We start from the raw sequence: 21,540 nt of genomic DNA, 5'->3' as shown, positions 1-21,540 counted from the left end.
TCAGCGCGACGGAGGCGGCGCGGTCGTGGTGCCGGCGCGGAAGACGCAGTGCAGGTCCTGCGTGATGCCCGGCTCACCGCGCAGCATCCTGGCGACCTGCTCTCCCGCCGCCCTCCCCTTCTCGACCGCCGGCTGCACACTCGTGGTGAGGGTGAGATCGCCGAGGCCATCGAGGGGGATGCCGTCGAAACCCGCGACCGAGAGGTCTTCGGGAACGCGGAGTCCGAGCTCCTCCGCGGCGCGGATCACACCGACGGCCAGCAGGTCGCTCTGCGCGAGCACCGCGGTCGGGCGGGTGTCGGGATCCGTGAGCAGCATCCGCCCGACGAGGATGCCCTCGTCGATGAGGCTGCCCGAGGCCGAGATCGCCGGTGCGTCGGGGAAGACCTCCCGCATGCCGGCGAGGCGGTCGACCGTCACGTCGACGGTGGCGTGGGCCAGACGCTCCGGCGTGATGAGGGTGCGCTCGCGCTCGGCGTCCAGCGAGAGCGTGACGAGCGCGACGTCCCGGTGTCCGAGGTCGCGCACGTGCCGGGCGATCTCGGCGGAGGCGGCGACGTTGTCCAGGGTGATGCGCGGGACGTCGAGCCCCGCGTCCCCCTCGATGACGACGACCGGGAGGCCCCGTCCGCGCACGATCTCGAGAGACGCGCGGGTGCGGCCGGAGCAGCCGATGAGCACCACCGCGTCGACGGGGGCGCTCGCGATGGCCGAGCCGTCCTCGCCCGGCTCGTCGCGCATGAGGAGGATTCCGGCGCTTAGGTCGGCCAGGCCGTCGGTGAGGCCGTCCATCATGGCGGTCGTCACGGGGTCGAGGAAGGCCGCGCGCAGATGCCCCTCGAGGACCACCGCCACGATGCCGCTGCGTCCGCGACGGAGGGAGGCGGCGCGCGGGTCGGGCCCCGTGTAGCCGAGGTCGGTCGCGGCGGCCAGCACCCGGTCGCGGGTGGCGGGTGCGACCTTGGCCTTGCCGCTGAAGACGACCGACGCGGTCGAGGTGGCGACCCCCGCCTCGCGAGCCACATCGGCGATCGTGGGCCGGCGCGGCGTCTCCCTGGTCATACTCCGAGGATAGCCCGGTTCGGTCGCGCAAGGTCGAATCGATTCGATAGGCTGTCCGCCATGGACACCGCCCTTTCCCGTTCGCAGTTCGTGCGCTGGCGCACCGCGATCTTCGCCATCTTCCTCGCCAGCGGCCTTTCGATCGCGACCTGGGCCTCCCGCGTGCCCGGGATCAAGGAGGCGCTCGACCTCGACAATGCGCAGGTCGGCCTGATCCTCCTGGGCATGGGCGTGGCGTCCATCCTCGGCATCTCGACCAGCCCCGCCGTCATGGCCCGGACCGGTGCGCGGCGCGGGATGCTCCTGGCGATGCTCACGTTCGCCACGGGCATCGCGCTCGTCGGCCTCGGCGCGACCGTCTTCGGTTCCGTGCCGGTCGTCCTCATCGGCATGGTGCTCTTCGGCTTCGGCAACGGCTGCGTCGACGTCATGATGAACGTCGAGGCCACCGCCATCGAGCAGCAGATGGGCCGCACCATCCTGCCGGTCTTCCACGCGTTCTTCAGCTTCGGCACCGTGCTCGGCGCCGGCATCGGCGCCCTCGCCGCGGCCCTCCAGGTCGACGTCGGCACGCACGCGGTGTCGATGGGCGTCCTCATCGCCGTGATCGCTGTCGTCTGCTTCTTCCAGGTGCCCGTGCGCGAGGCCGCCCTCGACCCCGAGGACCACGAGAAGCCCGCGTTCCGCCAGCGCATGCACACCGCGCTCGAGGCCTGGCGCGAACCGCGCACGTATCTGCTGGGAACCGTCATGCTCGGCATGTCCTTCGCGGAGGGCGGCGCCAACGACTGGATCGCCCTGGGCACCGAGCAGGGACACGGCTTCGCGGAGGGCACAGGCGCCGTCGCCCTGGCGGTCTTCTCCGTGGGCATGACGGTGGTGCGCCTCTTCGGCGGACCGCTGGTCGACCGCTTCGGCCGGGTGCTGGTGCTGCGCATCCTGGCTGCGACCGCCGCCACCGGAATCCTCCTGTTCATCCTCGCGCCCACGCTGCCGCTGGTCCTCGTCGGCGCGGCGCTGTGGGGCATCGGTGCGTCGCTCGGCTTCCCCCTCGGCATGTCGGCCGCGGCGGACGATCCGGCCAAGGCCGCCGCACGGGTGAGCGCGGCGGCGACCATCGGATACGTGGCGTTCCTCGGCGGCCCGCCCGTGCTCGGGGTCATCAGCGAGCACATCGGGCTGCTCAACACGCTCTTCATCCTCGTCGCGCTCGTGGTGCTCTCGGGGCTCTTCTCCGGCGCCGCCCGCCCGCTCCGCGCGGAGGAGAAGGCACCGGCGGTTCCGACCGTCGAGGGCTGACTCAGTCCTCGACCCCGCGGACGAGCGCGGCCGCGTGCGACCGGCTGCGCGCGCCGAGCTTGGTGAGGACGTTCGAGACGTGCGTCTTCACCGTCGGGACGGAGATCCGCAGGCGCGCGGCGAGCTGGGCGTTCGACCACCCCTGCAGGATCCCGTCGAGGACGTCGCGCTCCCGGGGCGTCAGCTCCGGCAGCGCGAACGTCGTCATCGGCGCCGGCTCCGGGGTGGACGCCGCCACCGCGGCGAGCGCGCGGCGTGTGACCCGCGGATCCAGCGCTCCCTCTCCGGCGGCGACAGCACGCACCGCCTGGACGAGAGTCGGCGCGTCGACCGTCTTCAGGAGGAATCCGACCGCTCCCGCCCGGATCGCCGCGAGCACGAGCTCGTCCTCGTCGAAGCTCGTCAGGACGAGCACATCCCCCAGTCCGCGCTCGACGATCTCGCGGGTGGCCGAGACCCCGTCGCGTCCCGGCATGCGCAGATCCATGAGGACGACATCCGGCCGGAGCGCTGCGGCGTTGCGCACGGCCACCTCGCCGTCGGCGGCCTCCCCGACGACCGTGATGTCGTGCGTCTCCAGCATGATGCGCAGGCCGGCCCGGATCGCGCCGTGGTCGTCGGCGAGCAGCACGGTCGGTGCGGTCATGCCCGGCCCCCCACCGGCAGTCGCGCCTCGACCAGCCAGCCGTCGGGTTCCGCACCGGCCCGGAACGTCCCGCCCAGCGCGGTGATGCGCTCGCGAAGCATCTGCAGCCCCCACCCCTCGCCGCCTTGCCCGGCGGTGACGGTCGGCGCGCCGCCTCGCGACCGCACCGTCACGTGCGCCTGACCGTCGACAGGGCCGATGGCCACGTCGACCACGGCGCCGTTCGCATGGCGGACGCAGTTCCCCAACGCCTCACGCACCACCCGCACGACCGCCTGCTCTCCGCCGCCGCCGAGCGCACCCGGATCCTCGACGGCGAGGCGCACGTCCAAGCCCGAGCGTCGGGCCTCCGCGGCGAGGCCCTCGAGGTCGGCCCATCCCGGGGTCGGCGCGAGCGCCCCGTCGCCGCGGCGCAGCACCCCGATCATGGTGCGCAGGGCTCCGTGCGCGTCCAGCCCGGCATCGCGCACGGCCTGCAGCGCGGCGCGATCGTCCGACCGTGCCGCGGGCGCGGCGAGCGCCGCCTCCGCCCGGATGGCCATGGCCATCACGTGCCCCGCCACCACATCGTGGAGTTCGCGCGCCATCGCCTCGCGCTCGCGCTGCACGGCCTGTGCCCGATCGCGGGCGGCGGTCGCTGCGGCGTCCTCCGCCCGCTGACGGTGCAGGTCGGCCAACTCGTGCGCCTGCGACACCGCCACCGCCCACCAGTAGTCCGTACCGAAGATCGCGCCGAACTGCACCGCGAACAGGACCGCGACCGCGGGCGTCGCCGCCGAGAGGAGCAGGGCGGCGAGGAAGAGGACGACGGTCGCCGCGCCCAGGAGCACGAGCAGCACGCGGCGCCCGCGTGGGCCGGCGAGGAAGGCCGCCGTCCACAGCACATCCAGCAGCACCACGAGTGTCCCGACGCCGCCGACGGTGAGGAGGTCGGCGACGAAGAGCCCGGCGACGAGCGCGAGCACCGTCCACGGATGACGCCGCTTGCCGAGCGCGAGAGCGCAGGCCGGGATCGCGAGAACCAGGGCCCACCACGGCGAGACGTCCTCCGGTAGAAGGGAGAAGGGTCCCCAGATGCCGTGGAACCCGAGCGCCGCCATGACCGTCGCGAGAGCGGCCATGCCCAGCGGGTCCACCCACCACCGGTGCCGCCGGTACCAGGCGGCGGGCCCTCCGTCGGCCGGATCGTGCATGTCCTCATGCAACCACGGCGCGATCGGCGTCGCATCCGACCAAAGGATGAGGGCATCCGGACGACCCCGACTTTCGCCCGATCCGCGCTCGGCGTGCCGCCGGGATCGTGGAAGCATGGAACTCTTCGGCGGGCTGCCGCTGCCCCTCTCCCTCGCCGTGCTCGCGCTCATCGACGGTCTGAGCGTCGGGACGCTGCTCATCCCGGTCTTCCTCCTCCTGCACCCCGGACGCGTACGCGCCGGACGGATCCTCCTCTATCTCGCGACGATCGCCGTGTTCTATCTCGTGGTCGGTCTCCTCTTCCTCTGGGGGCTGGTGAACCTCGTCGACGTCGCCTCCGACTTCCTGAGCTCTCCCGCGGGCATGATCACCCGTCTCGTCGTCGGTGCCGCGCTGCTCGTCACCGCCTTCGTGATGCCGACGAAGCCTGCGGAGGCGGCGCCGGTCGGAGCGCCCGCGGCCACCACCGCGGCGACCGGCCCCGGCGGACCGGCCGGCGAACCGCTGTCCGGGCCGAACGCCCCGGCATCCCCTCCCGTTCCGTCCGCCGCCGCGACGGCCGCTGCGCGTCCCGGTCGGATCGTTCGGTGGCGGGAACGCCTGCTCGACCCGCAGACTCGGGGGTTCGCGGTCATGGCCGTCGCCATCGCCGCGGGGCTCGTGGAGGTCGCGACGATGCTCCCGTACATCGTGGCGATGACGATGCTCGCGGACGCCGGCGTCGACACGCCGCTCCGGGTGCTCTCCCTCGCCGGGTACTGCGCGCTGATGATCGCCCCGGCGCTCGTGCTCCTCGTGCTCCGACTCGTGGCGGCCCCGCTCGTGCAGCGTCCGCTGGAGCGCTTCGCCGCCTGGATGGAGCGGACGGGCGCGGAGAACACGGCGTGGATCATCGGCATCATCGGCTTCCTCATCGCCCGCTCGGCCGCGACGGAGCTCGGACTCTTCGACGCGTTCCTCTGACCGCGTGACCGGCGACGACGAAGTAGGCTCGTCGGGTGCGTCTCGTCATCGCCCGCTGCTCGGTCGACTACACCGGCCGACTCAACGCCCATCTTCCGCTCGCCACCCGCCTGCTCGTGCACAAGGGTGACGGGAGTCTGCTCGTGCACTCCGACGGCGGCAGCTACAAGCCGCTGAACTGGATGAGCCCGCCGTGTGTGCTCGCGACCGAGGAACCGGGCGAGGAGGAGGCCGGCGCCGGCGTCGTCGAGGTGTGGCGCGTGACCCACAAGAAGACCGGCGATGCCCTCCGCGTGCAGATCTACGAGGTCATCCACGACTCCAGCCACGAGCTCGGGATCGACCCCGGTCTGCAGAAGGACGGCGTCGAGGCCGACCTGCAGCGCCTGCTCGCGGAACAGGTGGACCGCGTCGCCGAGGGCGCCACCCTGGTCCGGCGCGAGTACCCCACGGCCATCGGCCCGGTCGACCTGCTGGTGCGCGACGCCGACGGCGTGGCGATCGCGGTCGAGGTCAAGCGCCGCGGCGACATCGACGGCGTCGAGCAGCTCACCCGCTACCTCGACCTCCTGGGACGCGACCCCCACCTCGCCCCGGTGCAGGGCGTGTTCGCCGCCCAGGAGATCAAGCCGCAGGCCCGCGTCCTCGCCGAGGATCGCGGCATCCGGTGCCTCGTGCTCGACTACGACGACATGAAGGGCATCGAGTCGGGCATCCCCCGCCTCTTCTGACCTCAGCGCGTCGAGACCAGTCGCGGCCGCGGGCCCTCCAGCCGCGCGATCGCGATCTTGACCTCGGTGAGCTCGTGCTCGATCCGGTCGAATTTCGCCTCCACCGCGGCGAACCGCGTGTCCATCCGACCGATCATCCACCCGAATCCGCTGATGATCGCGACGAGAGTCGTCGCGGCCGTCGCCAGCATCGTGATGACTTCCACCGACACGTACATGCCCCCATTCTCACCCGTGATCCCGCCGCTGTCACGACTCTAGATCGGCGTGAAGGGTGTTCACGCGTTCGGTGGATGAACCCGTTTCGTGCACACCTGTGCAGGACGGGCGGGCACCCGTTCGCGGGACCCTAGGCTGGAGGCATGCCCTCTTCGCCTTACTCGTGTGTGCTCTGGGACGTCGACGGGACCATCGTCGACGCCTCGGTCGGGATCCTGCGTCGCCTGAACATCGCCCTGACGCACTTCGGCCACCCGGCGCCGACGCGCGAGGAGCTCGTGCACTGGATCGGCCCTCCCATGTTCCAGTCCTTCCAGGACCAGGCGGGGATGACGCCGGAGCAGTCGGCCGAGGCGGTGGCGTTCTACCGCACCCTCGGCAAGGCCGACGGGTACACGACCGACGTGCAGACGTATCCGGGGGTCGCCGAGCTGATCCATGACCTGCACGCGGCGGGAGTCCCCCAGGCGACGGCGAGCTCGAAGCCCGAGAACCAGGTCGACGCGCTGGTCGATCACTTCGGACTGCGGCCGTCGTTCCTCACGACCGTGGGCGCCACGCCGGACGAGGCCACGCTCGCGTCAAAGACCGACATCGTGGCCGAGGCGCTGCGACGGCTGCGCGCGCTCGGTGCCGACACCTCCCGCCCGGTCCTCGTCGGCGACCGGCACCACGACGTCGAGGGCGGTCTCGCCAACGGCGTGCCCGTGATCTTCGTCGGCTGGGGCTTCAGCGACCCGCACGAGGGCGACGACGCGGCGTTCCGCGTCTCGACCGTAGACGAGCTGCGCGCACTCCTGCTGCCCTGACCGGCTCCAGGGCCGTCAGGGAAGACGAAACTCCCCGCCGGGTCAGCGCCTGCGCGTGGATCCGACGGGGAGTTCCCGGTGTTGCTTCCGCCTCAGACGGGGCGGATGTTCTCTGCCTGCAGGCCCTTGGGACCCTGCGCCACATCGAACTCGACCCGCTGGTTCTCTTCGAGAGAGCGGTAGCCGGATGACTGGATGGCGGAGTAGTGCGCGAAGACGTCAGCGCCTCCGTCGTCGGGGGAGATGAAGCCGAAGCCCTTCTCCGAGTTGAACCACTTGACCGTGCCCTGGGTGCTCATGTACTGCCTGTTCTGCTGATGTAGAAGCCGACGCAGGGGTGCACCGACATCGCTAACGCTAGTGGAGGGGACCCCCGGCGGAATAGCCGTTGCGAGAAGGTAATCCAAATGTTGCATGAGCGGACGCGCCCGGAAAATGGTGTGGCCCTCACCGCGGGGGGAGCGATGAGGGCCGAAGACGACCGGAGGGTGCGTCAGAAACAGCCTAACCCCTCCGCGCGCTTCTTGTCCCCCTTTTGGGGGACAAATTTGAAAATCTTCGTGGCGGACGGCCGGGTAGCGGCCCTCTCGAGGAGTTCATTGGGGACTGAACTACTCGAGAGGGCCCAATCGCATGCACGGATCGCCCGGCCCGTGGGGAGGGCCTCCGCCTCCTGGGGAGAGGCGTAGACGATCGATCCCCTTGCATGCACTTTCACCATAGGGGAGGACGCGATCTCCCGCCATGGACCTTGACAGACGCAGGGGTAGCCTGATTCGGTGACCATGCTGAACAAGGACATGACGCTCTGCATCTCGCTGTCCGCACGGCCGAGCAACAACGGCACGCGCTTCCACAACCACCTGTACGAGGCCCTCGGTCTGAACTGGATCTACAAGGCGTTCGCGCCGACCGATCTGGCGCAGGCCATTGCAGGGGTGCGCGGCCTTGGCATCCGCGGGTGCGCGATCTCGATGCCCTATAAAGAGGACGTCATCGCGCTCGTCGACCGCATGGACCCCTCGGCACAGGCCATCGACTCCGTCAACACGATCGTGAACGACGACGGCGTCCTCACGGCCCACAACACCGACTATGCGGCGATCGCGCAGCTGATCGCGGAGAACGACCTCGACCCGGCATCGTCGGTCCTCCTCCGGGGTTCGGGCGGCATGGCGAAGGCGACGGCCGCCGCGTTCCGCGACGCCGGCTTCACGGACGTGACCATCGTCGCCCGGAACGAGACGGCGGGCCGCGCCCTCGCCGAGCTGTACGGGTTCGCCTGGCGCGCCGAGGTCGGAGACGCGAGGGCCGACGTGATCGTGAACGTCACCCCGCTCGGCATGGCCGGAGGTGCGGAGGCCGACGCCCTCGCCTTCCCGGAGCCGACCATCGACGCCGCCGCGGTCGTGTTCGACGTCGTCGCGCTGCCCGCCGAGACGCCGCTCATCGCCGCCGGTCGGGCCGCGGGCAAGACGGTGATCACGGGCGCCGAGGTCGCGACGCGGCAGGCGCTGGAGCAGTTCGTCCTCTACACCGGCATCCGCCCCTCGGCGGAGCAGGTGCGCGCCGCCGAGGAGTTCATGCGCGCCGGAGCCTGATGCGCAGAGCCCGCGTCAGGAGGCGCGGCCCTCGGCCAGGTAGCCGAGACGGTGCAGCGTCTCCGCATTCCGCCAGCGGAGCATCGGCGTGGTCAGGAACCGGGGCAGGATCGTCGCCGGGCCCTTGACCGGCTCCTCATCGATGCGCACCTGGCATCCGCTCGGGGTCGTCCGCGCGCGGATCGTCACCTGCGCCTCGCCCACCGGCCAGCCGCGCGCCCGCATGACCGCACGGTGCGGCGGGTGCCACTCCACCAGTTCGGTGGTGTCGTCCAGGAGCGCGGGCCACGTGCCGACCGAATGGTGCAGCTGGGCGCCCGCCGCCGGCCAGGAGTCGTCCACGTCGCGCATGCGGGAGGCGCCGACCACCCACGCGGGGTAGAGCCAGCCGTTCGCCAGCACGCGGAACACGTCATGGGTGGTGCACGTCAGGTCGCGGGTGTTGGTGGCCATGGTTCCTCCGTTCCGACCTCATCCTGCGCGCTCCGGAAGACGGTCGGACAGGTGCTTGACATCCGCAGAGCCGACCGTCCGGCTAGCACAAACGTCTCGAGGATGCTTCCCCCTGGGCCCCGTCGAGATCCCGTGTCAGGGTCGGATCATGCTTCAGCGACTGACTTCCCGACTGTCCGACGGTGTCGACGCGGTCCTGCACGAGGACTCGCCGTCGCTGCTCACCCGCGGCTACGACTTCGGCGAGCGCGTCTGGCGTCGAGCCCGCCCCGGCGCCCGGTCGGCCCCGATGCGCCTCCTCGGGCACCCGGCGGCCTTCGTCCGCGGTGCCGAGGGGGTGGAGCTGTTCTACGACGAGAGCCGCATCGCCCGCGCCGGGGCCATGCCCGGGATCGTCCGCGAGCCCCTGTTCGGGCACGGGTCCGTGCACGCGCTCGACGGCACCGCCCACCGCCACCGCAAGGCCACCTTCGTCGAAGCCGCGTACGAGGATGCGCAGGTCCAACGGCTCACACCGTTCCTCGAACGGGAGTGGGCGGCCGAGCGTGAGGACTGGCGTGCCGGCGGCACCCGCAGCGCTTACGACGCGGCCGTCGGCGCCTTCGGGCGCGCCATGATGCGCTGGGCCGGACTGCCGGGGACGGCGGCGGCGAAGACCCGCTGGGCCACGCGCCTTGCGCAGATCGTGGACGGGTTCGGCGCCCCCTACTCCCCCGCCTACGTCGAGGCCTTCGCGAACCGGATCTTCTCGGACCGGCACGCGCGTCGCCTCATCGAAGCCGTCCGCGCCGGCGATCTGACGGCACCGGAGGGCACCGCGCTCGCCCTGTGGGCCGCGCATCGCGACGAGAACGGCGAGCTGCTGCCCGCCCAGGTGGCCGGCGTCGAGCTGCAGAACAGCATCCGTCCGATGATCGCCGCCGCGCGGTTCGTGGCCTTCGCCGCGAAGCAGCTGCACGACCACCCCGAGTGGCGTACCCGGATCGCCGCCGAGACCGCCGAGCGGGGATCGCTCGTGGGTGGAACGCTCGCGACGATGTTCGCGCAGGAGGTGCGGCGGACCGGACTGTTCGTGCCGATGCTGCCTGGTCGCACCGTCGCCGAGGTCGAGATCGACGGCGTCACGGTCCCGGAGGGCGGCCGGGTCGTCCTCGACATCCTCGGCACGAACACCGACGAGCGGTCGTGGTCCCACCCGGAGCGCTTCGCCCCCGAGCGGTTCACCGACGTGGACGACTACGAGGAGATCACGACCTTCGTCCCCCAGGGCGGGGGCGACGTCGCCACCGGTCACCGCTGCCCCGGGGAGAAGCTCGTCATCGCCGGTCTCTCCGCGGCCGTCGCCGTGCTGAGCGACCCGGAGCTGACGGTGCTCGACGAGGGGCTCGGGGTGAATCGCCGCCGCCTGCCCACCAAGCCCACGTCCGGAGCGCGGGTGCGCGCCGCCGCTTCCGGGCGCGGCTGCCCGTTCCACTGAGTCCCGGGGTCGCACGTCGTCCAGGGCCTGTCAACCGGGTGGCCATGCTGCGGCGCGCCCGAGAGCGTGGAGGGACGACGGACATCGAGACGTGGAGGACATGATGAAGGCACTCACCTGGCAGGGCAAGCGGAACGTGACGGTGGAGGAGGTCGCCGACCCGGTGATCCAGCAGCCGGCGGACGCCATCATCCGGATCACCTCGTCGGCCATCTGCGGCTCCGATCTGCACCTCTACGAGCTCCTGGGGCCGTTCCTCGACCGTGGAGACATCCTCGGACACGAGCCGATGGGCGTCGTGGTGGAGGTCGGTGCGAACGTCACGAAGCTGAAGCCGGGCGATCGCGTGGTGATCCCCTTCACCATCGCCTGCGGGGTGTGCTTCTTCTGTCTCCGCGGGCTGCAATCGCAGTGCGAGACGACCCAGGTGCGCAAGTACGGCAGCGGCGCGGCGCTCTTCGGCTACACCAAGCTCTACGGCCAGGTCCCCGGGGGGCAGGCGGAGTACCTCCGCGTGCCGCTGGCTGACTACAACCACATCCCGGTCGCGCCGGACCTGCCCGATGAGCGCTACCTCTTCCTCAGCGACATCCTGCCGACGGCGTGGCAGGGCGTGGAGTACGCGCAGCTCCCCGAAGGCGGCACCCTCGCGGTGATGGGCCTCGGACCCGTCGGACAGTTCGTCAGCCGGATCGCCCGCCACCGCGGCCACCGCGTCATCGCGGTCGAACCGGTGGCGGAGCGGCGCGCGATGGCCGAGCGGCACGGCATCGAGACGCTCGACCTCACCGACACGACCGTCGAGGAGATCCGCGATGCCACGGAAGGCCGTGGCGCCGACGCCGTGGTGGATGCGGTGGGGCTGGAAGCGCACGGCAACAGCGGAGTGGAGTTCCTGCAGAAAGCGGTGGGACTACTGCCCGATCCCGCAGCGCGGCAAATGCTCGACAAGGCCGGGGTGGATCGGCTCGCGGCGGTGTACGCCTCGATCGACGCCGTCCGCCGAGGCGGCACAGTCTCGCTGAGCGGTGTGTATGCGGGCGACGCCGACATCCTGCCGATGAAGACCCTGTTCGACAAGCAGATCAGCCTGCGGATGGGGCAGTGCAACGTGAAGAGCTGGATCGACGACCTCCTTCCCCTCGTCGAGGACCCATCCGACCCGCTCGGCGTGATGGATCTGACGACGCATCACGCGGCGCTGGAGGATGCCCCGGAGCTGTACCGGACGTTCCAGGAGAAGAAGGACGGCTGCATCAAGGTCGTGCTGCACCCCTCCGCCGCCTGACGGGCCCGTCGAGGGACCCCGGAGCAACCTAGGTTGACAGAGCATCGGCAAGCAACGTAGGTTGACAGCATGGAGTCCCTCGACATCGCCCGCACCGCGGCGGACACGACCGATCCGCGTGCCGGGCTGCGCGCCGTAGCCTCGCTGCGGAGCCTCGCCGACGCGCTCGAGCTGCGTCAGGTGGAGGCCGCGCTCCGCGCCGGAATGAGCTGGCAGACCATCGCGGATGCCCTCGGCGTCACGCGGCAGGCCGTGCACAAGAAGCACAGCCGCCGCATCGATCCGACCATCCCGGTGCCGCGGAGGAACGCATGAGCCGGTTCTCGCAGGCGGCTGCCACCATGCACACGCTGTCGCTCGCGGCGATGGAGGAGGCGTCGCGCCTCGGAGTGCACGACGCGGACATCGATCATCTGCTGCTCGCTCTCACGCTCGATGCGGACACCGGCGGGCAGGTGCTCCGGAGGGCCGGGATCCGCCTCGATACCGCCCGGGCGGCCGTCGAGGCGCAGCACGCGGGGCAGCTCCTCGCCATGGGGATCGATGCCCCGGCGGTGGGTCCGGGTCGCATCGTCTTCCACGAGACCGACGGCTACGACTGGACCGAGCGTGCCCTCGCGGTGCTCCGAGCCGCATCCCAAGGAGGTCGCCGCGGGGACTCCGCCGCCGTACTTCGCGCCCTGCTCGCGGAACCCAGCGGCCTGATCGCCGCCATCCTCGGCCGGCTGGCCGTGACGGAAGACGACCTCACGGCCCAGCTCGACGAGGTCGAAGGCACCGCGCGCTCCCCTCAGCCGGGCCGAAAGCCGGCCGCCGGGGGGATCACCGGGTCCCGCTCGATGTTCGTGCCGGCCGCCGACGCCGAGGTCCGGGCGGTGCTCCCCGATCCTGAACGGCTCCCGGAGTGGGAGCAGAGCGTCGCCGGCGTCCTCCCCGCCGGGAGTGACGGCCCCTGGGAGGCGTTCGCCCCGACCACATCGCCGGACGGACGACCCCTGCGCCGCAAGCCCGAATTCCATCGCCTCTGCGTGATCCGGGACGAAAAGGACGGGGCGCTCACCTGGCGCTTCGAGTACCCCGACGCGCCCCATGCGAATCCGCGCGTCCTCACGATGGCACTCGAACCGGCCGCGGGAGGGACCCAGCTCCGCGCGACGATGACGTGGGAGACCGGGCCCCGCGGTCCGGTGCGACGGGCACTGCGCGCACCTCTGCGTCCGCTCTGGCGCGGCCTCGTCTTCATCCAGCTCGCGCAGGTGGAGAGCGGGATCACCCGCCTCTTCCGCTGAGCGCCGGCTCAGTCGCCCTCGTGGCGCGGACCGACGCCCGGCTCCTTGCTGTGGGTCGACTCGTAGGCGGGCTCCGGCGGGTTCTTCGACGACGGGTCGACGCGGGCCGCGTTTCCGGCCCCGGCGTCCGCACCGGCGCCACCGGCGGGCACGTCCTGCAGGGCGTCGGGGTCGTCGCCGCCCCGTTCGGCGAGATGCGCCGCGACGCCCTCGCGGGACGGCTGCTCGTCGGAATCGACGTCGTCCTCCTCCGCGAGCCGCAGGGCCTCCTCCGACAGCAACGGCTCGTCCGGGTACATGAAGGCTTCTGGGTTCGACATGACGCGCTCCTCTCGTAGCGGAGACTCCAGAGTGCGTCGGATCCGCGCGGAGGACAAGGCCCGTTGACAGGTCGCCGTCGCCCCGGTAGCCCCGGTGGGCGCGGCGGAGCACCCGCCACCCCCACCGGGCCGGAGTCCTCAGCTCTTCGCGCCCTTGCGAGGCTTGAGGAACTCGTCCGGGGCGTTCTTCGCGCGCTTCGCCGCCCGCTTCTCCTTGAGTGAGAGCTGCGGCGCCTTCTTCCCTGCGCGACCCGGTGTGGACTTTCCTGACATGGCGCTTCCCCTTTGTGACTGGCTGGCGTAACCCCCGACCATACCCGGAAGCACAGGGAAGTCAAATTTCCCGCTGAACGGGAGAAAAACGCACGCGGCAATCGCTCAGGACCCCATCCGGCGTGCGGACGATTCGCCACTTCTTTTGAATGACTCAAAATAACGTGGTACCGTCGAAGGACAGCAACCGGCCAGGCCGACCGCTCCGCACGCCCCTCACCGGGCCGCCGGCGGAGCGCGCGCCACCGCATCACGCGCACCGACCCCGGGGAGACCACCCCGCCGTCCGACGTGCGCCTCGCGAGGGACCCCCGTCCCTCGGCGCGAGCCTGCCCATCCGCCCCGAGAGAGGAACACGCATGCCAGAGACACGACCCACTGATCAGCGCAGGACGGAGTTCACCTCGATGCCGCACGCCCTCGGCCGCGGTGGCCGCGAGGACATCGTCTGGGAGGCGCTCGAGCGGGTGGACGGCAAGCCGGCGCCCGCGATCGGCGTCATGCAGGCGGCGATGGGCACGGAGGCGCAGATCCGCCTCACCGCGGACGTGATCCGCGCCTACCTCGATGCGCACGGCCTTCGGGACACCCGGGAGTGGGCGGCACGCCAGGGCGGTGCCGCATGAGGCGCCGGCTCCGCACGGAGACCCAGGAACACGCCGACACCGTCCTCCGCCTGCAGCCGGCCGAGCTCCATGACACGGCGCCGTTCGCGCCCGGTGACGACCGCTTCGTCGCCGAGCTCGCCTCCCCCGGCCTCGGGGCGTGCTCGTTCGTGCTCGGCCCGCAGGGCACGCCTGCGCCCGCGTGGATCGTGCTCGACTACGCCGACGGGCAGCAGCGCCGGTGGCGACGCGCGCGGCGCGCGGGCGGTCGCCACTTCTTCGCGCTCGTGGAGGACACGGCGAGCGCGGGGTACATCACAACTGTTGCCTGAGGCAACTTTGAGGCGTACCCTGGACACATGACCACCGGCGAAGACGTCGCCGGCATCCACCTGGCCCTCGTCCGGGTGGTGTCGGAATGGAGTGAGAGCGACCTGCAACGTCAGGTCGCCGAAGCCGTCGACGTCGCCCTCGATCCGTCCGCCATCCGCGCGCTCTACCTGCTCGGGATGAACGGCGGTGCGATGGGCTTCGGCGACCTGGCCGCGCACGCGACGCTGTCGCGGCCGACCACGTCGAAGCTCGTCGCCCGCATGGCGACGCAGGGCGTCGTCGACCCCGTGCGCTCGGGACGCACGGTCGAGGTGCGCCTGACGGACGCGGGCCGGACGGCCTATGCGCGCCTGGTCGAGGCCGGCCATCGGATGGTCGACGATGCGCTCGCAGGCTGGTCACCGGACGAGATCGACGGATTCCGCCGCCAGCTCGGCCGCTTCGTCACCGCACTGTCCGGCACGCCGCCGGTCGTGTCCATCAAGGAGGAAACCTCATGACCCGCACCTATGTCGTCACCGGATCCGCATCCGGCATCGGCGCCGCCACCACCGAGCTGCTCCGCGCCCAAGGCCACACCGTGATCGGCGTCGACCTCGCCGGCGCCGAGGTAGACGGGGATCTGTCCACCCACGAGGGCCGGCTGGCCGCGGCGAGCGCCGTGGTGGAGGCGGCCGACGACGGGATCGACGCCGTCATCGCCTGCGCCGGCATCTCGGCTCCGATCTCGAAGACGGTGTCCATCAACTTCTTCGGCGTGACGGAGTTCCTGACCGCGCTGCAGCCCACGCTGAGCCTGGCCGATGCGCCGCGCGCCGCCGTGGTGTCGTCGATGGCCTCGCTGCAGCCGGTGTCGCCCGAGCTCGTCGACGCCGCCCTCGCCGGCGACGAGGCGCGCGCGATCGAGATCGGCGACCGTCTGGCGGCGACCCCCGAGGCCGGGTTCCTCAACTACTCGTCCAGCAAGCGCGCCCTGTCGCGCTGGGTCCGTCGCGAGAGCGTCACCCCGGCGTGGGCGGGAGCGGGCATCCCGCTGAACGCGGTCGCCCCCGGCACCGTCACCACGGCGATGACGGCCGGCCTGCTCGACTCGCCCGAGGGCCTGGCCATGGTGGACGCCGCCGTGCCGATGCCGCTGAACTACCACCAGCCGGCGTCCTCCATCGCCGAGCTGCTCGTCTGGCTGACCAGCCCGGCCAACACCCACATGGCGGGACAGACGATCTACTGCGACGGCGGGGCCGACGCGGTGCTGCGCGGCGACGACATCTGGTCCTGGAACGACGCCCCGCAGGGCTGAGTCCCGCGCTGCTCAGCCGCTGTTCCGGGAGCACGGGTATCCTGAGGGTGTCTCCGGCACCCGGAGCAGCGGACGAGGGAGCAGTACCCGCACACGACGACTGACTCATGAAGGAGTCCGTCATGATCCGGTCGTTCATCACCCCTACCGATGTGCTGCGCGTGGCGCTGGGGTGGGGGGCGTTCGCCGCCCTGCTCGCCCTGCACCCGCTGCTCGCGCCGCCCGTGCCCGGACCGCTCCTGGTGGTGGCCCTCCTCGCGATCGTCGCCGTCATCCTCGTGTGCGCCTTCGGGGTCGTGAAGCAGGCCGAGGCCCTCGCCCACCGACTGGGCGACCCCTACGGCTCTCTGGTGCTGACGCTGTCGATCGTGCTCATCGAGGTGATCCTCATCTCGGCGGTCATGCTCGGACCGGGCGAGCACGCCACGATCGCGCGCGACTCGGTCATGGCCGTGTCGATGATCATCCTCAACCTCGTGATCGGTCTGGCCCTCCTCCTCGGCGGCCTCCGCCATCGGGGGATGGCGCACAACCGCACCGGCACGTCCGCGTACCTGTCGATGCTCGTGGTCCTCGTCGCCCTGGCGTTCGGGCTCCCCGGCCTCATCGGCGACAACGGTGCGTACACGATCGGCCAGGAGATCCCGATCATCGTGCTCACCCTCGCCCTCTACGCGTTCTTCCTGTTCCGGCAGATGGGTGCGCAGGCCGATGACTTCACCGAGGTGGACGAGCGGCTGCGACCGGCCGTCCACGCGGCGGGGAGGGAAGCACCCCGGACGCCCATCCGGGAGGTGCTCGCGGCCCACCGCGTCGAGGTGCTGGCCCGCCTCGTGCTCCTCGTCGTCACGGTCGTCCCGATCGTGCTGCTCTCGCACGACATGGCGGCCCTGCTCGACGACGGTCTCGGCCGGCTCGGCGCTCCGGTCGCCCTGGCGGGACTGCTGATCGCGGGCATCGTGTTCCTCCCCGAGTCGATCACCTCGATCCGCGCCGCCCTGAACGGCGAGGCGCAGCGGGTGAACAACCTCTGCCACGGCGCGCTCGTCTCGACGGTCGGCCTGACCATCCCGGCGGTCCTCCTGATCGGCATGTTCACCGGCCAGGAGGTGGTGCTCGCCGAGTCGCCGGCGAACCTCCTCATGCTCGCCGTGACGCTGCTGCTCTCGGTGACGACGTTCGCAGCGAAGCGGGTCACCGCGATGCACGGTGCGGCGCACCTGGCGACCTTCGCCGTCTACGTCCTCATCCTCTTCAGCTGAGCCGCCTCAGCGGGTCAGCTCGGCATGGACGGGCTTCGGGATGAAGAGGGAGAACGTCAACGCGCCGGCGAGCACGACGGCACCGGTGAGGAGCGCGGCGACGTAGCCACCCGCCGCGTCCCCGCTGCCGCCGAACGACGTCTGGGCCGCGTAGATCACGACGAAGCTCAGCCCGGCCCCGAGGTTGATCGCACCGGTGTTCAGCCCGGGGAGGGAGCCCGGCTTCTCCGTGGGCGACAGCACGACCCCCAGGCCGTTCAACATGATGTTGCCGATGCCGGCGTAGGTGATGCCGGCGGCGACTGAGAGGAGCAGCAGGGTGATCCGCGACGAGGTCCCGACGTTCGCGACCATCAGCAGGAGCACCACGATCGTGCCGACCAGCCCGATCCGCAGCATCGCCCGGTAGCCCACCGTCGCGGCGAGCCGTCCGGTGAGGGGTCCCATCAGCAGGCCCGCCAGCGCGTACGGCATCAGGATCCAGAACGACACCTCCTCCGCGCTCATCGCGAGTCCCATCGCGGTGTCCTGCGCCAGTGCAGGGACCACGCCGTTCATCACCGCGAAGATCCCGGAGAGGGTCAGCAACGATGTCGCGGAGAGCGCCCAGGTGGCACGCTGCTTCAACTGGGCGGGCGAGACGAGCGGGTCCCGCAGCGCACCCTCGAGCTTCCAGAACGCGAGGAAGGACACCACGGAGACGACGGCCAGCACGACCACCAGGAGCACGTCCGCCTCGGCGAGCTTCCCGAGCTCGTTCAGGGCGATGAGCATCGAACCGACGGAGACGACCAGGAGCAACGACCCCCACCAGTCCATGCGCGGGCGGTCCTCCGCCATCGTCTCCGGGGCGAGAAGGCGCACGACGAGTGCCGCGACCACGGCGACGCCGGCCATGGTCCAGAAGATCGAGGCGAAACCGTGGTTCGTGGCGAGGTAGCCGCCGAGCAGCGCGTCGCCGCCGGCGATCCCGCCGTTGACGGCTGTCACGACGCCGAGCAGGGTGCCGTACATCTTCGGGTCGCTGACGGCCGCGCGCAGCATGATCAGACACAGCGGGACGACGGGACCGGAGACACCCTGGATGAGGCGGCCGACGAAGAGCATCGGGACGTTGGTCGCGAGCGCCGCGACCACGCAGCCGACCGCCATCACCACGAGCATGCCGACGAGCACCCGGCGCCGTCCGATGAGGTCGCCCAGCCGCGGGAGGAAGAGCGTGAACAGGGCGGCGGCGGTGAAGAACACCGTCTGGGTGGCGGCGATCTCGGAGGCCGTCGCGTCGAGCTCGCGCTCCATCGTGACCAGCGCCGGGCTGAGCATGCTCGCGTTGAGCTGGAACGCGAGGCAGGCCGCGAGGAGGGCGACCATCAGGGGCGCGACGGCCGTTCGGGGCCGGAGGGCGGTGGTGTGCATGTCGTACTCACTTCTTCGTGTCGGTGCGGGGGCGCCGGAATGCGTAATCCTTTACGCGCGGCTTATCTTGGGAGTCGAGGCGCCGATGTCGGTGCCCGTCGGGAGTCGAGGTGCGGATGAGGAAGCCGTCGGTGACGCTGCACGATGTGGCAGCCGCGGCCGGGGTGTCGATCGCCACGGTGTCCCGCGCGCTGAACGGCAAGGAGCGCGTGTCCGGAGCCACCGCGGAGCATGTGGCGCGGGTGGCCGAGCAGCTCGGCTACCGGGTCAACCTCATCGGCCGCGGTCTGCGCGAGGGCACGGGCGCGACCATCGGCGTCGTCGTCCCGGTGATCAGCAACCCGTTCTACGGCGAACTCGTCCATCGGCTCGAGGACCACCTGCAGCGTCGCGGGTTCGATCTCGTCATCGCGGACTCGCACGGCGATGTCGACCGCGAGCGCGCCCGCCTGCGCATGCTCGTCGAGCGCCGTGTCGAGGGGGTCTTCGTCGTTCCGTCCGACGCGGAGCTGTCCTTCGACGCCGTCGCCGACACCGCCCAGCGGCTCCCGCTGGTCCAGGTCGACCGGCGGGTGCTGGACCTCGATGCCGACTTCGTCGGGGTGGACAACGATCATGGCATCGGGCTCGCCGTCGACCATCTGGCCTCCCGCGGCGCCTCTCGCATCGTCCTCGTGTCGGGCAACGACGTGACGTCGGTCGGCCGCGAGCGCCGCGCCGCGTTCGAGTCGATCGTCCGCGCGCGGTCGCTGCCGGTGGAGGAGAACGTGTTCGGTGAGTACCTTCTCTCCTTCGGAGAGTCCGCCGTCGCGCGGCTGCGGGCCCGCGGTCCGCTTCCCGATGCGATCGTCGCGGGGGACGACCTGGTCGCCGCGGGCGCGATCGCCGCGTTGAAACGCGCAGGCCTGCGCGTCCCGGGCGACATCCTCATCACAGGGTTCGACGGCACCATGCTGGCGGACGTGTGCGAGCCGCGGCTCACGACCGTGGTCCAGCCGTTCGACGAGCTCGCCGCGGAAGCGGTGGAAGCGCTCGTGCGGCGGATGGACGATCCGGAGACGCCATACGCCCTGCGGCGCGTGACGCCGACTCTGCGCGTGGCGGAGTCGACGTCTCCCCCGCCGGGCGCGTGATCGTCAGGCCAGCGCTGCGACGGCATCCGTCACCAGATTCCAGAAGGCCGGCACGTCCAGGGTCAGCGCGACGTCGGCGTTGGGCTCCTTGCCCAGCATGTCATGGAGGTCGACGCAGGTCGCACCGGCCGTGAACTCGCCCGCCGTCTCGATGTCGACGTGGCAGCGCTGCACGGTGGCGACGGCGCGATCGATCGCGATGGCGACGGTGATCGGGTCGTGCAGCGGCCCCTCCGGCATCCCCTCGGCCCGGTCGTACGACGCGGAGAAGAAGCGCAGCAGCTCGACACCGAACGCGGCCGTGCGGTTGCCGACCGCCGCGATCCGCTGCACGACCTCCTCGGTGATGAGGGCCTGATGGGAGATGTTGAGTCCGACCATGGTGAGCGGCAGACCGGACGCGAACACGACCGCGGCCGCCTCGGGGTCGGCCCAGGCGTTGAACTCGGGGTAGGCGCCGACGTTGCCGCGCCCGGTCGATCCGCCCATCCAGATGATCTCCTTGATCTTGCGGGCGGCCTCCGGGTGCTGCTGGAGGAGCAGGGCGATGTTCGTCAGGGGGCCCGTGGGGATCACCGTGATCGGCTCCGGGGACGCGTTCAGGGTCTCCGCGAGGAAGTCGACGGCGTGCCGCGGGTCGAGCGGGACCGTGGGCTCAGGGAGGACGGGTCCGCCGAGGGCGTTGTCGCCGTGGATCCAGGCCCCCGGCGTGAGCTCACGGCGGAGCGGCTTGTCGGCTCCCGCCGCGACCGGCACGCCGGTCACGCCCGCGACCGTCAGGGCGATCTGCGCATTCCGGGTGGTGTGCTCCAGGTAGCCGTTGCCGCCGACGGTGGTGACGCCGCGGAGGTCGATCTGCTCGTTCCCGGCCGCCAGCCAGATGGCGAAGACGTCGTCGTGGCCGGGGTCGCAGTCGAGGAGGACGGGGACGGGCATGGGGTGCTCCTTTGCAATCGGGTGTGCGTAAACGTTTACACTCTTTCTCATGAACGTCAAGCCGGACGCCGTCCTCGCCCCCGCCCTCGTCGTCGTCGGAAGCGCGAACGTCGACCTCACCGCCTTCGTCGACCGGCTCCCGACCGCCGGGGAGACGGTCGCCGGGGGCCGACTCTCCCGCGACCTCGGCGGCAAGGGCGCCAACCAGGCCGTCGCCGCCGCGAAGCTGGGAGGGCGGGTCCGCATGGTGGGCGCGGTGGGGGCGGACGCCGACGGCGCCTGGATGCGCGAGGAGCTCGCGAGGGCCGGCGTCGACACCACCGATCTCCGCCAGGTCGCCGCACCCACCGGGACCGCGCTGATCGTCGTGGACGCCGAGGCCGAGAACCAGATCGCGGTGTGTCCCGGCGCGAACGAGCTCGTCTCCCCCGAGGGCGTCGCCTTCGCGCCGGACGAGGCCGTTCTGCTGCAGCTGGAGATCGCGCTGTCCGTCGTCGAGAACGTGGTCGCCCGCGCCGAAGGGTTCGTCGCGGTCAACGCCGCCCCCGCACAGCCCCTCCCTGACGCGCTGCTCGAGCGGGTGGATCTGTTCATCGTGAACGAGACCGAGCGCGAGCTGATGCCGGAGCTGGCGGATGCCGCACTCGTCGCCGTGACCTACGGCGCCGCGGGCGCGGCCCTGTTCCGCGGCGGCGAGGAGATCGCCCGGGCGGACGGCGTGCCCACCCGCGCCGTCAACACCGTGGGCGCGGGGGACGCCTTCTGCGCCGCGCTCGTGCTCGCCCTGCAGAGCGGACTCTCCCCGCGAGCGGCCCTGCAGACGGCCTGCGCTGTCGGCGCGGCCGCTGTCGCGGACCTCTCCTCGCAGCCGCCCTTCGAGCCGCTCGCGCGCTACGTGCCCGTGTCGTAGCGGCCCCGCGACCGGGATCGG

Annotated in this window: 26 protein-coding genes; 16 read left to right on the top strand and 10 right to left on the bottom strand. The window is 71.4% G+C overall.

Annotation, left to right across the window (positions count from 1 at the left end; all coding sequences use genetic code 11):
• On the bottom strand, positions 1-1,062 hold the full coding sequence (locus AC2W7E_RS05670) for a LacI family DNA-binding transcriptional regulator (protein ID WP_025105190.1): 1,062 nt from the start codon (positions 1,060-1,062) through the stop codon (positions 1-3).
• Positions 1,063-1,122: 60 nt separating this feature from the next.
• Between AC2W7E_RS05670 and AC2W7E_RS05665 the strand changes: the two genes are divergently transcribed.
• Entirely contained in the window at positions 1,123-2,361 is a 1,239-nt protein-coding gene (locus tag AC2W7E_RS05665) for an MFS transporter (RefSeq protein ID WP_315107089.1), read from the top strand.
• A gap of 1 nt (position 2,362) precedes the next feature.
• Here AC2W7E_RS05665 and AC2W7E_RS05660 read toward each other — a convergent pair whose 3' ends face one another.
• Positions 2,363-3,007, bottom strand: a complete 645-nt coding sequence (locus tag AC2W7E_RS05660; RefSeq protein ID WP_025105188.1) for a response regulator — start codon at positions 3,005-3,007, stop codon at positions 2,363-2,365.
• Positions 3,004-4,200: a sensor histidine kinase gene (locus AC2W7E_RS05655; protein WP_025105187.1), complete on the bottom strand. Its 1,197-nt coding sequence runs from the start codon at positions 4,198-4,200 to the stop codon at positions 3,004-3,006. The genes AC2W7E_RS05660 and AC2W7E_RS05655 overlap by 4 nt, the downstream gene beginning before the upstream one ends.
• Positions 4,201-4,315: 115 nt before the next feature.
• Between AC2W7E_RS05655 and AC2W7E_RS05650 the strand changes: the two genes are divergently transcribed.
• A complete protein-coding gene (locus AC2W7E_RS05650; protein WP_029989914.1) occupies positions 4,316-5,164 on the top strand; it encodes a GAP family protein in 849 nt (282 codons plus the stop codon).
• A 35-nt stretch (positions 5,165-5,199) separates the two neighbouring features.
• The gene (gene nucS, locus AC2W7E_RS05645) at positions 5,200-5,895 is read left to right on the top strand and encodes an endonuclease NucS (protein ID WP_315107094.1); all 696 of its coding nucleotides are present in this window, start codon (positions 5,200-5,202) and stop codon (positions 5,893-5,895) included.
• A 2-nt stretch (positions 5,896-5,897) separates the two neighbouring features.
• Here the strand turns inward: nucS and AC2W7E_RS05640 are convergent, their stop codons facing one another.
• Entirely contained in the window at positions 5,898-6,113 is a 216-nt protein-coding gene (locus AC2W7E_RS05640) for a hypothetical protein (protein ID WP_315107096.1), read from the bottom strand.
• A gap of 144 nt (positions 6,114-6,257) precedes the next feature.
• On the opposite strand from AC2W7E_RS05640, the gene AC2W7E_RS05635 reads away from it, so the two are divergent.
• Positions 6,258-6,923, top strand: a complete 666-nt coding sequence (locus tag AC2W7E_RS05635) for an HAD hydrolase-like protein (RefSeq protein ID WP_249521399.1) — start codon at positions 6,258-6,260, stop codon at positions 6,921-6,923.
• Between the two features lie 92 nt (positions 6,924-7,015).
• Here the strand turns inward: AC2W7E_RS05635 and AC2W7E_RS05630 are convergent, their stop codons facing one another.
• Positions 7,016-7,222: a cold-shock protein gene (locus AC2W7E_RS05630; RefSeq protein ID WP_017203899.1), complete on the bottom strand. Its 207-nt coding sequence runs from the start codon at positions 7,220-7,222 to the stop codon at positions 7,016-7,018.
• A gap of 480 nt (positions 7,223-7,702) precedes the next feature.
• Here AC2W7E_RS05630 and AC2W7E_RS05625 point away from each other — a divergent pair, with 480 nt between their 5' ends.
• Positions 7,703-8,524, top strand: a complete 822-nt coding sequence (locus AC2W7E_RS05625; RefSeq protein ID WP_374461119.1) for a shikimate 5-dehydrogenase — start codon at positions 7,703-7,705, stop codon at positions 8,522-8,524.
• 15 nt (positions 8,525-8,539) lie between these two features.
• On the opposite strand, the gene AC2W7E_RS05620 is transcribed toward AC2W7E_RS05625, so the two are convergent.
• Entirely contained in the window at positions 8,540-8,977 is a 438-nt protein-coding gene (locus AC2W7E_RS05620; protein ID WP_126893808.1) for an SRPBCC family protein, read from the bottom strand.
• A 148-nt stretch (positions 8,978-9,125) separates the two neighbouring features.
• On the opposite strand from AC2W7E_RS05620, the gene AC2W7E_RS05615 reads away from it, so the two are divergent.
• The 4 genes from AC2W7E_RS05615 to AC2W7E_RS05600 all read left to right on the top strand — a co-directional run bounded on the left by AC2W7E_RS05615 (position 9,126) and on the right by AC2W7E_RS05600 (position 13,031).
• Positions 9,126-10,454, top strand: coding sequence for a cytochrome P450 (locus tag AC2W7E_RS05615; protein ID WP_126893807.1), 1,329 nt, complete (start codon positions 9,126-9,128; stop codon positions 10,452-10,454).
• 103 nt (positions 10,455-10,557) lie between these two features.
• The gene (locus AC2W7E_RS05610) at positions 10,558-11,742 is read left to right on the top strand and encodes a zinc-dependent alcohol dehydrogenase (RefSeq protein ID WP_303709708.1); all 1,185 of its coding nucleotides are present in this window, start codon (positions 10,558-10,560) and stop codon (positions 11,740-11,742) included.
• Between the two features lie 69 nt (positions 11,743-11,811).
• Positions 11,812-12,057 (top strand): hypothetical protein, encoded by a 246-nt coding sequence (locus AC2W7E_RS05605; protein WP_303709568.1) that lies wholly within the window; start codon positions 11,812-11,814, stop codon positions 12,055-12,057.
• Positions 12,054-13,031 (top strand): SRPBCC family protein, encoded by a 978-nt coding sequence (locus AC2W7E_RS05600; protein WP_485988708.1) that lies wholly within the window; start codon positions 12,054-12,056, stop codon positions 13,029-13,031. The genes AC2W7E_RS05605 and AC2W7E_RS05600 overlap by 4 nt, the downstream gene beginning before the upstream one ends.
• A gap of 8 nt (positions 13,032-13,039) precedes the next feature.
• On the opposite strand, the gene AC2W7E_RS05595 is transcribed toward AC2W7E_RS05600, so the two are convergent.
• Both AC2W7E_RS05595 and AC2W7E_RS05590 read right to left on the bottom strand, forming a co-directional pair.
• On the bottom strand, positions 13,040-13,351 hold the full coding sequence (locus AC2W7E_RS05595) for a hypothetical protein (protein WP_485988707.1): 312 nt from the start codon (positions 13,349-13,351) through the stop codon (positions 13,040-13,042).
• Between the two features lie 138 nt (positions 13,352-13,489).
• On the bottom strand, positions 13,490-13,624 hold the full coding sequence (locus AC2W7E_RS05590) for a hypothetical protein (RefSeq protein WP_255218720.1): 135 nt from the start codon (positions 13,622-13,624) through the stop codon (positions 13,490-13,492).
• 359 nt (positions 13,625-13,983) lie between these two features.
• Here AC2W7E_RS05590 and AC2W7E_RS05585 point away from each other — a divergent pair, with 359 nt between their 5' ends.
• The 5 genes from AC2W7E_RS05585 to AC2W7E_RS05565 all read left to right on the top strand — a co-directional run bounded on the left by AC2W7E_RS05585 (position 13,984) and on the right by AC2W7E_RS05565 (position 17,124).
• On the top strand, positions 13,984-14,250 hold the full coding sequence (locus AC2W7E_RS05585; RefSeq protein WP_303709565.1) for a hypothetical protein: 267 nt from the start codon (positions 13,984-13,986) through the stop codon (positions 14,248-14,250).
• Entirely contained in the window at positions 14,247-14,561 is a 315-nt protein-coding gene (locus AC2W7E_RS05580) for a hypothetical protein (RefSeq protein ID WP_062766051.1), read from the top strand. The genes AC2W7E_RS05585 and AC2W7E_RS05580 overlap by 4 nt, the downstream gene beginning before the upstream one ends.
• A gap of 27 nt (positions 14,562-14,588) precedes the next feature.
• Positions 14,589-15,062, top strand: a complete 474-nt coding sequence (locus tag AC2W7E_RS05575) for a MarR family winged helix-turn-helix transcriptional regulator (RefSeq protein ID WP_062637668.1) — start codon at positions 14,589-14,591, stop codon at positions 15,060-15,062.
• Positions 15,059-15,862, top strand: coding sequence for an SDR family oxidoreductase (locus tag AC2W7E_RS05570; protein ID WP_126893803.1), 804 nt, complete (start codon positions 15,059-15,061; stop codon positions 15,860-15,862). The genes AC2W7E_RS05575 and AC2W7E_RS05570 overlap by 4 nt, the downstream gene beginning before the upstream one ends.
• A gap of 122 nt (positions 15,863-15,984) precedes the next feature.
• Positions 15,985-17,124, top strand: a complete 1,140-nt coding sequence (locus AC2W7E_RS05565) for a calcium:cation antiporter (RefSeq protein WP_485988706.1) — start codon at positions 15,985-15,987, stop codon at positions 17,122-17,124.
• Positions 17,125-17,130: 6 nt separating this feature from the next.
• Here AC2W7E_RS05565 and uriT read toward each other — a convergent pair whose 3' ends face one another.
• On the bottom strand, positions 17,131-18,540 hold the full coding sequence (gene uriT, locus AC2W7E_RS05560; protein ID WP_249521403.1) for a uridine transporter UriT: 1,410 nt from the start codon (positions 18,538-18,540) through the stop codon (positions 17,131-17,133).
• Between the two features lie 131 nt (positions 18,541-18,671).
• Here uriT and AC2W7E_RS05555 point away from each other — a divergent pair, with 131 nt between their 5' ends.
• Complete coding sequence (locus AC2W7E_RS05555; protein ID WP_161973058.1) at positions 18,672-19,673, top strand: LacI family DNA-binding transcriptional regulator; 1,002 nt, start codon at positions 18,672-18,674, stop codon at positions 19,671-19,673.
• 3 nt (positions 19,674-19,676) lie between these two features.
• On the opposite strand, the gene AC2W7E_RS05550 is transcribed toward AC2W7E_RS05555, so the two are convergent.
• Complete coding sequence (locus AC2W7E_RS05550; RefSeq protein WP_303709560.1) at positions 19,677-20,609, bottom strand: nucleoside hydrolase; 933 nt, start codon at positions 20,607-20,609, stop codon at positions 19,677-19,679.
• 49 nt (positions 20,610-20,658) lie between these two features.
• On the opposite strand from AC2W7E_RS05550, the gene AC2W7E_RS05545 reads away from it, so the two are divergent.
• Complete coding sequence (locus AC2W7E_RS05545) at positions 20,659-21,519, top strand: ribokinase (RefSeq protein WP_062766038.1); 861 nt, start codon at positions 20,659-20,661, stop codon at positions 21,517-21,519.
• The last annotated feature ends 21 nt before the right edge of the window (positions 21,520-21,540 follow it).

It is taken from the genome of Microbacterium sp. CFSPD4_SD4 (assembly GCF_057364585.1).
This window is presented reverse-complemented; position numbering and strand designations above follow the sequence as displayed.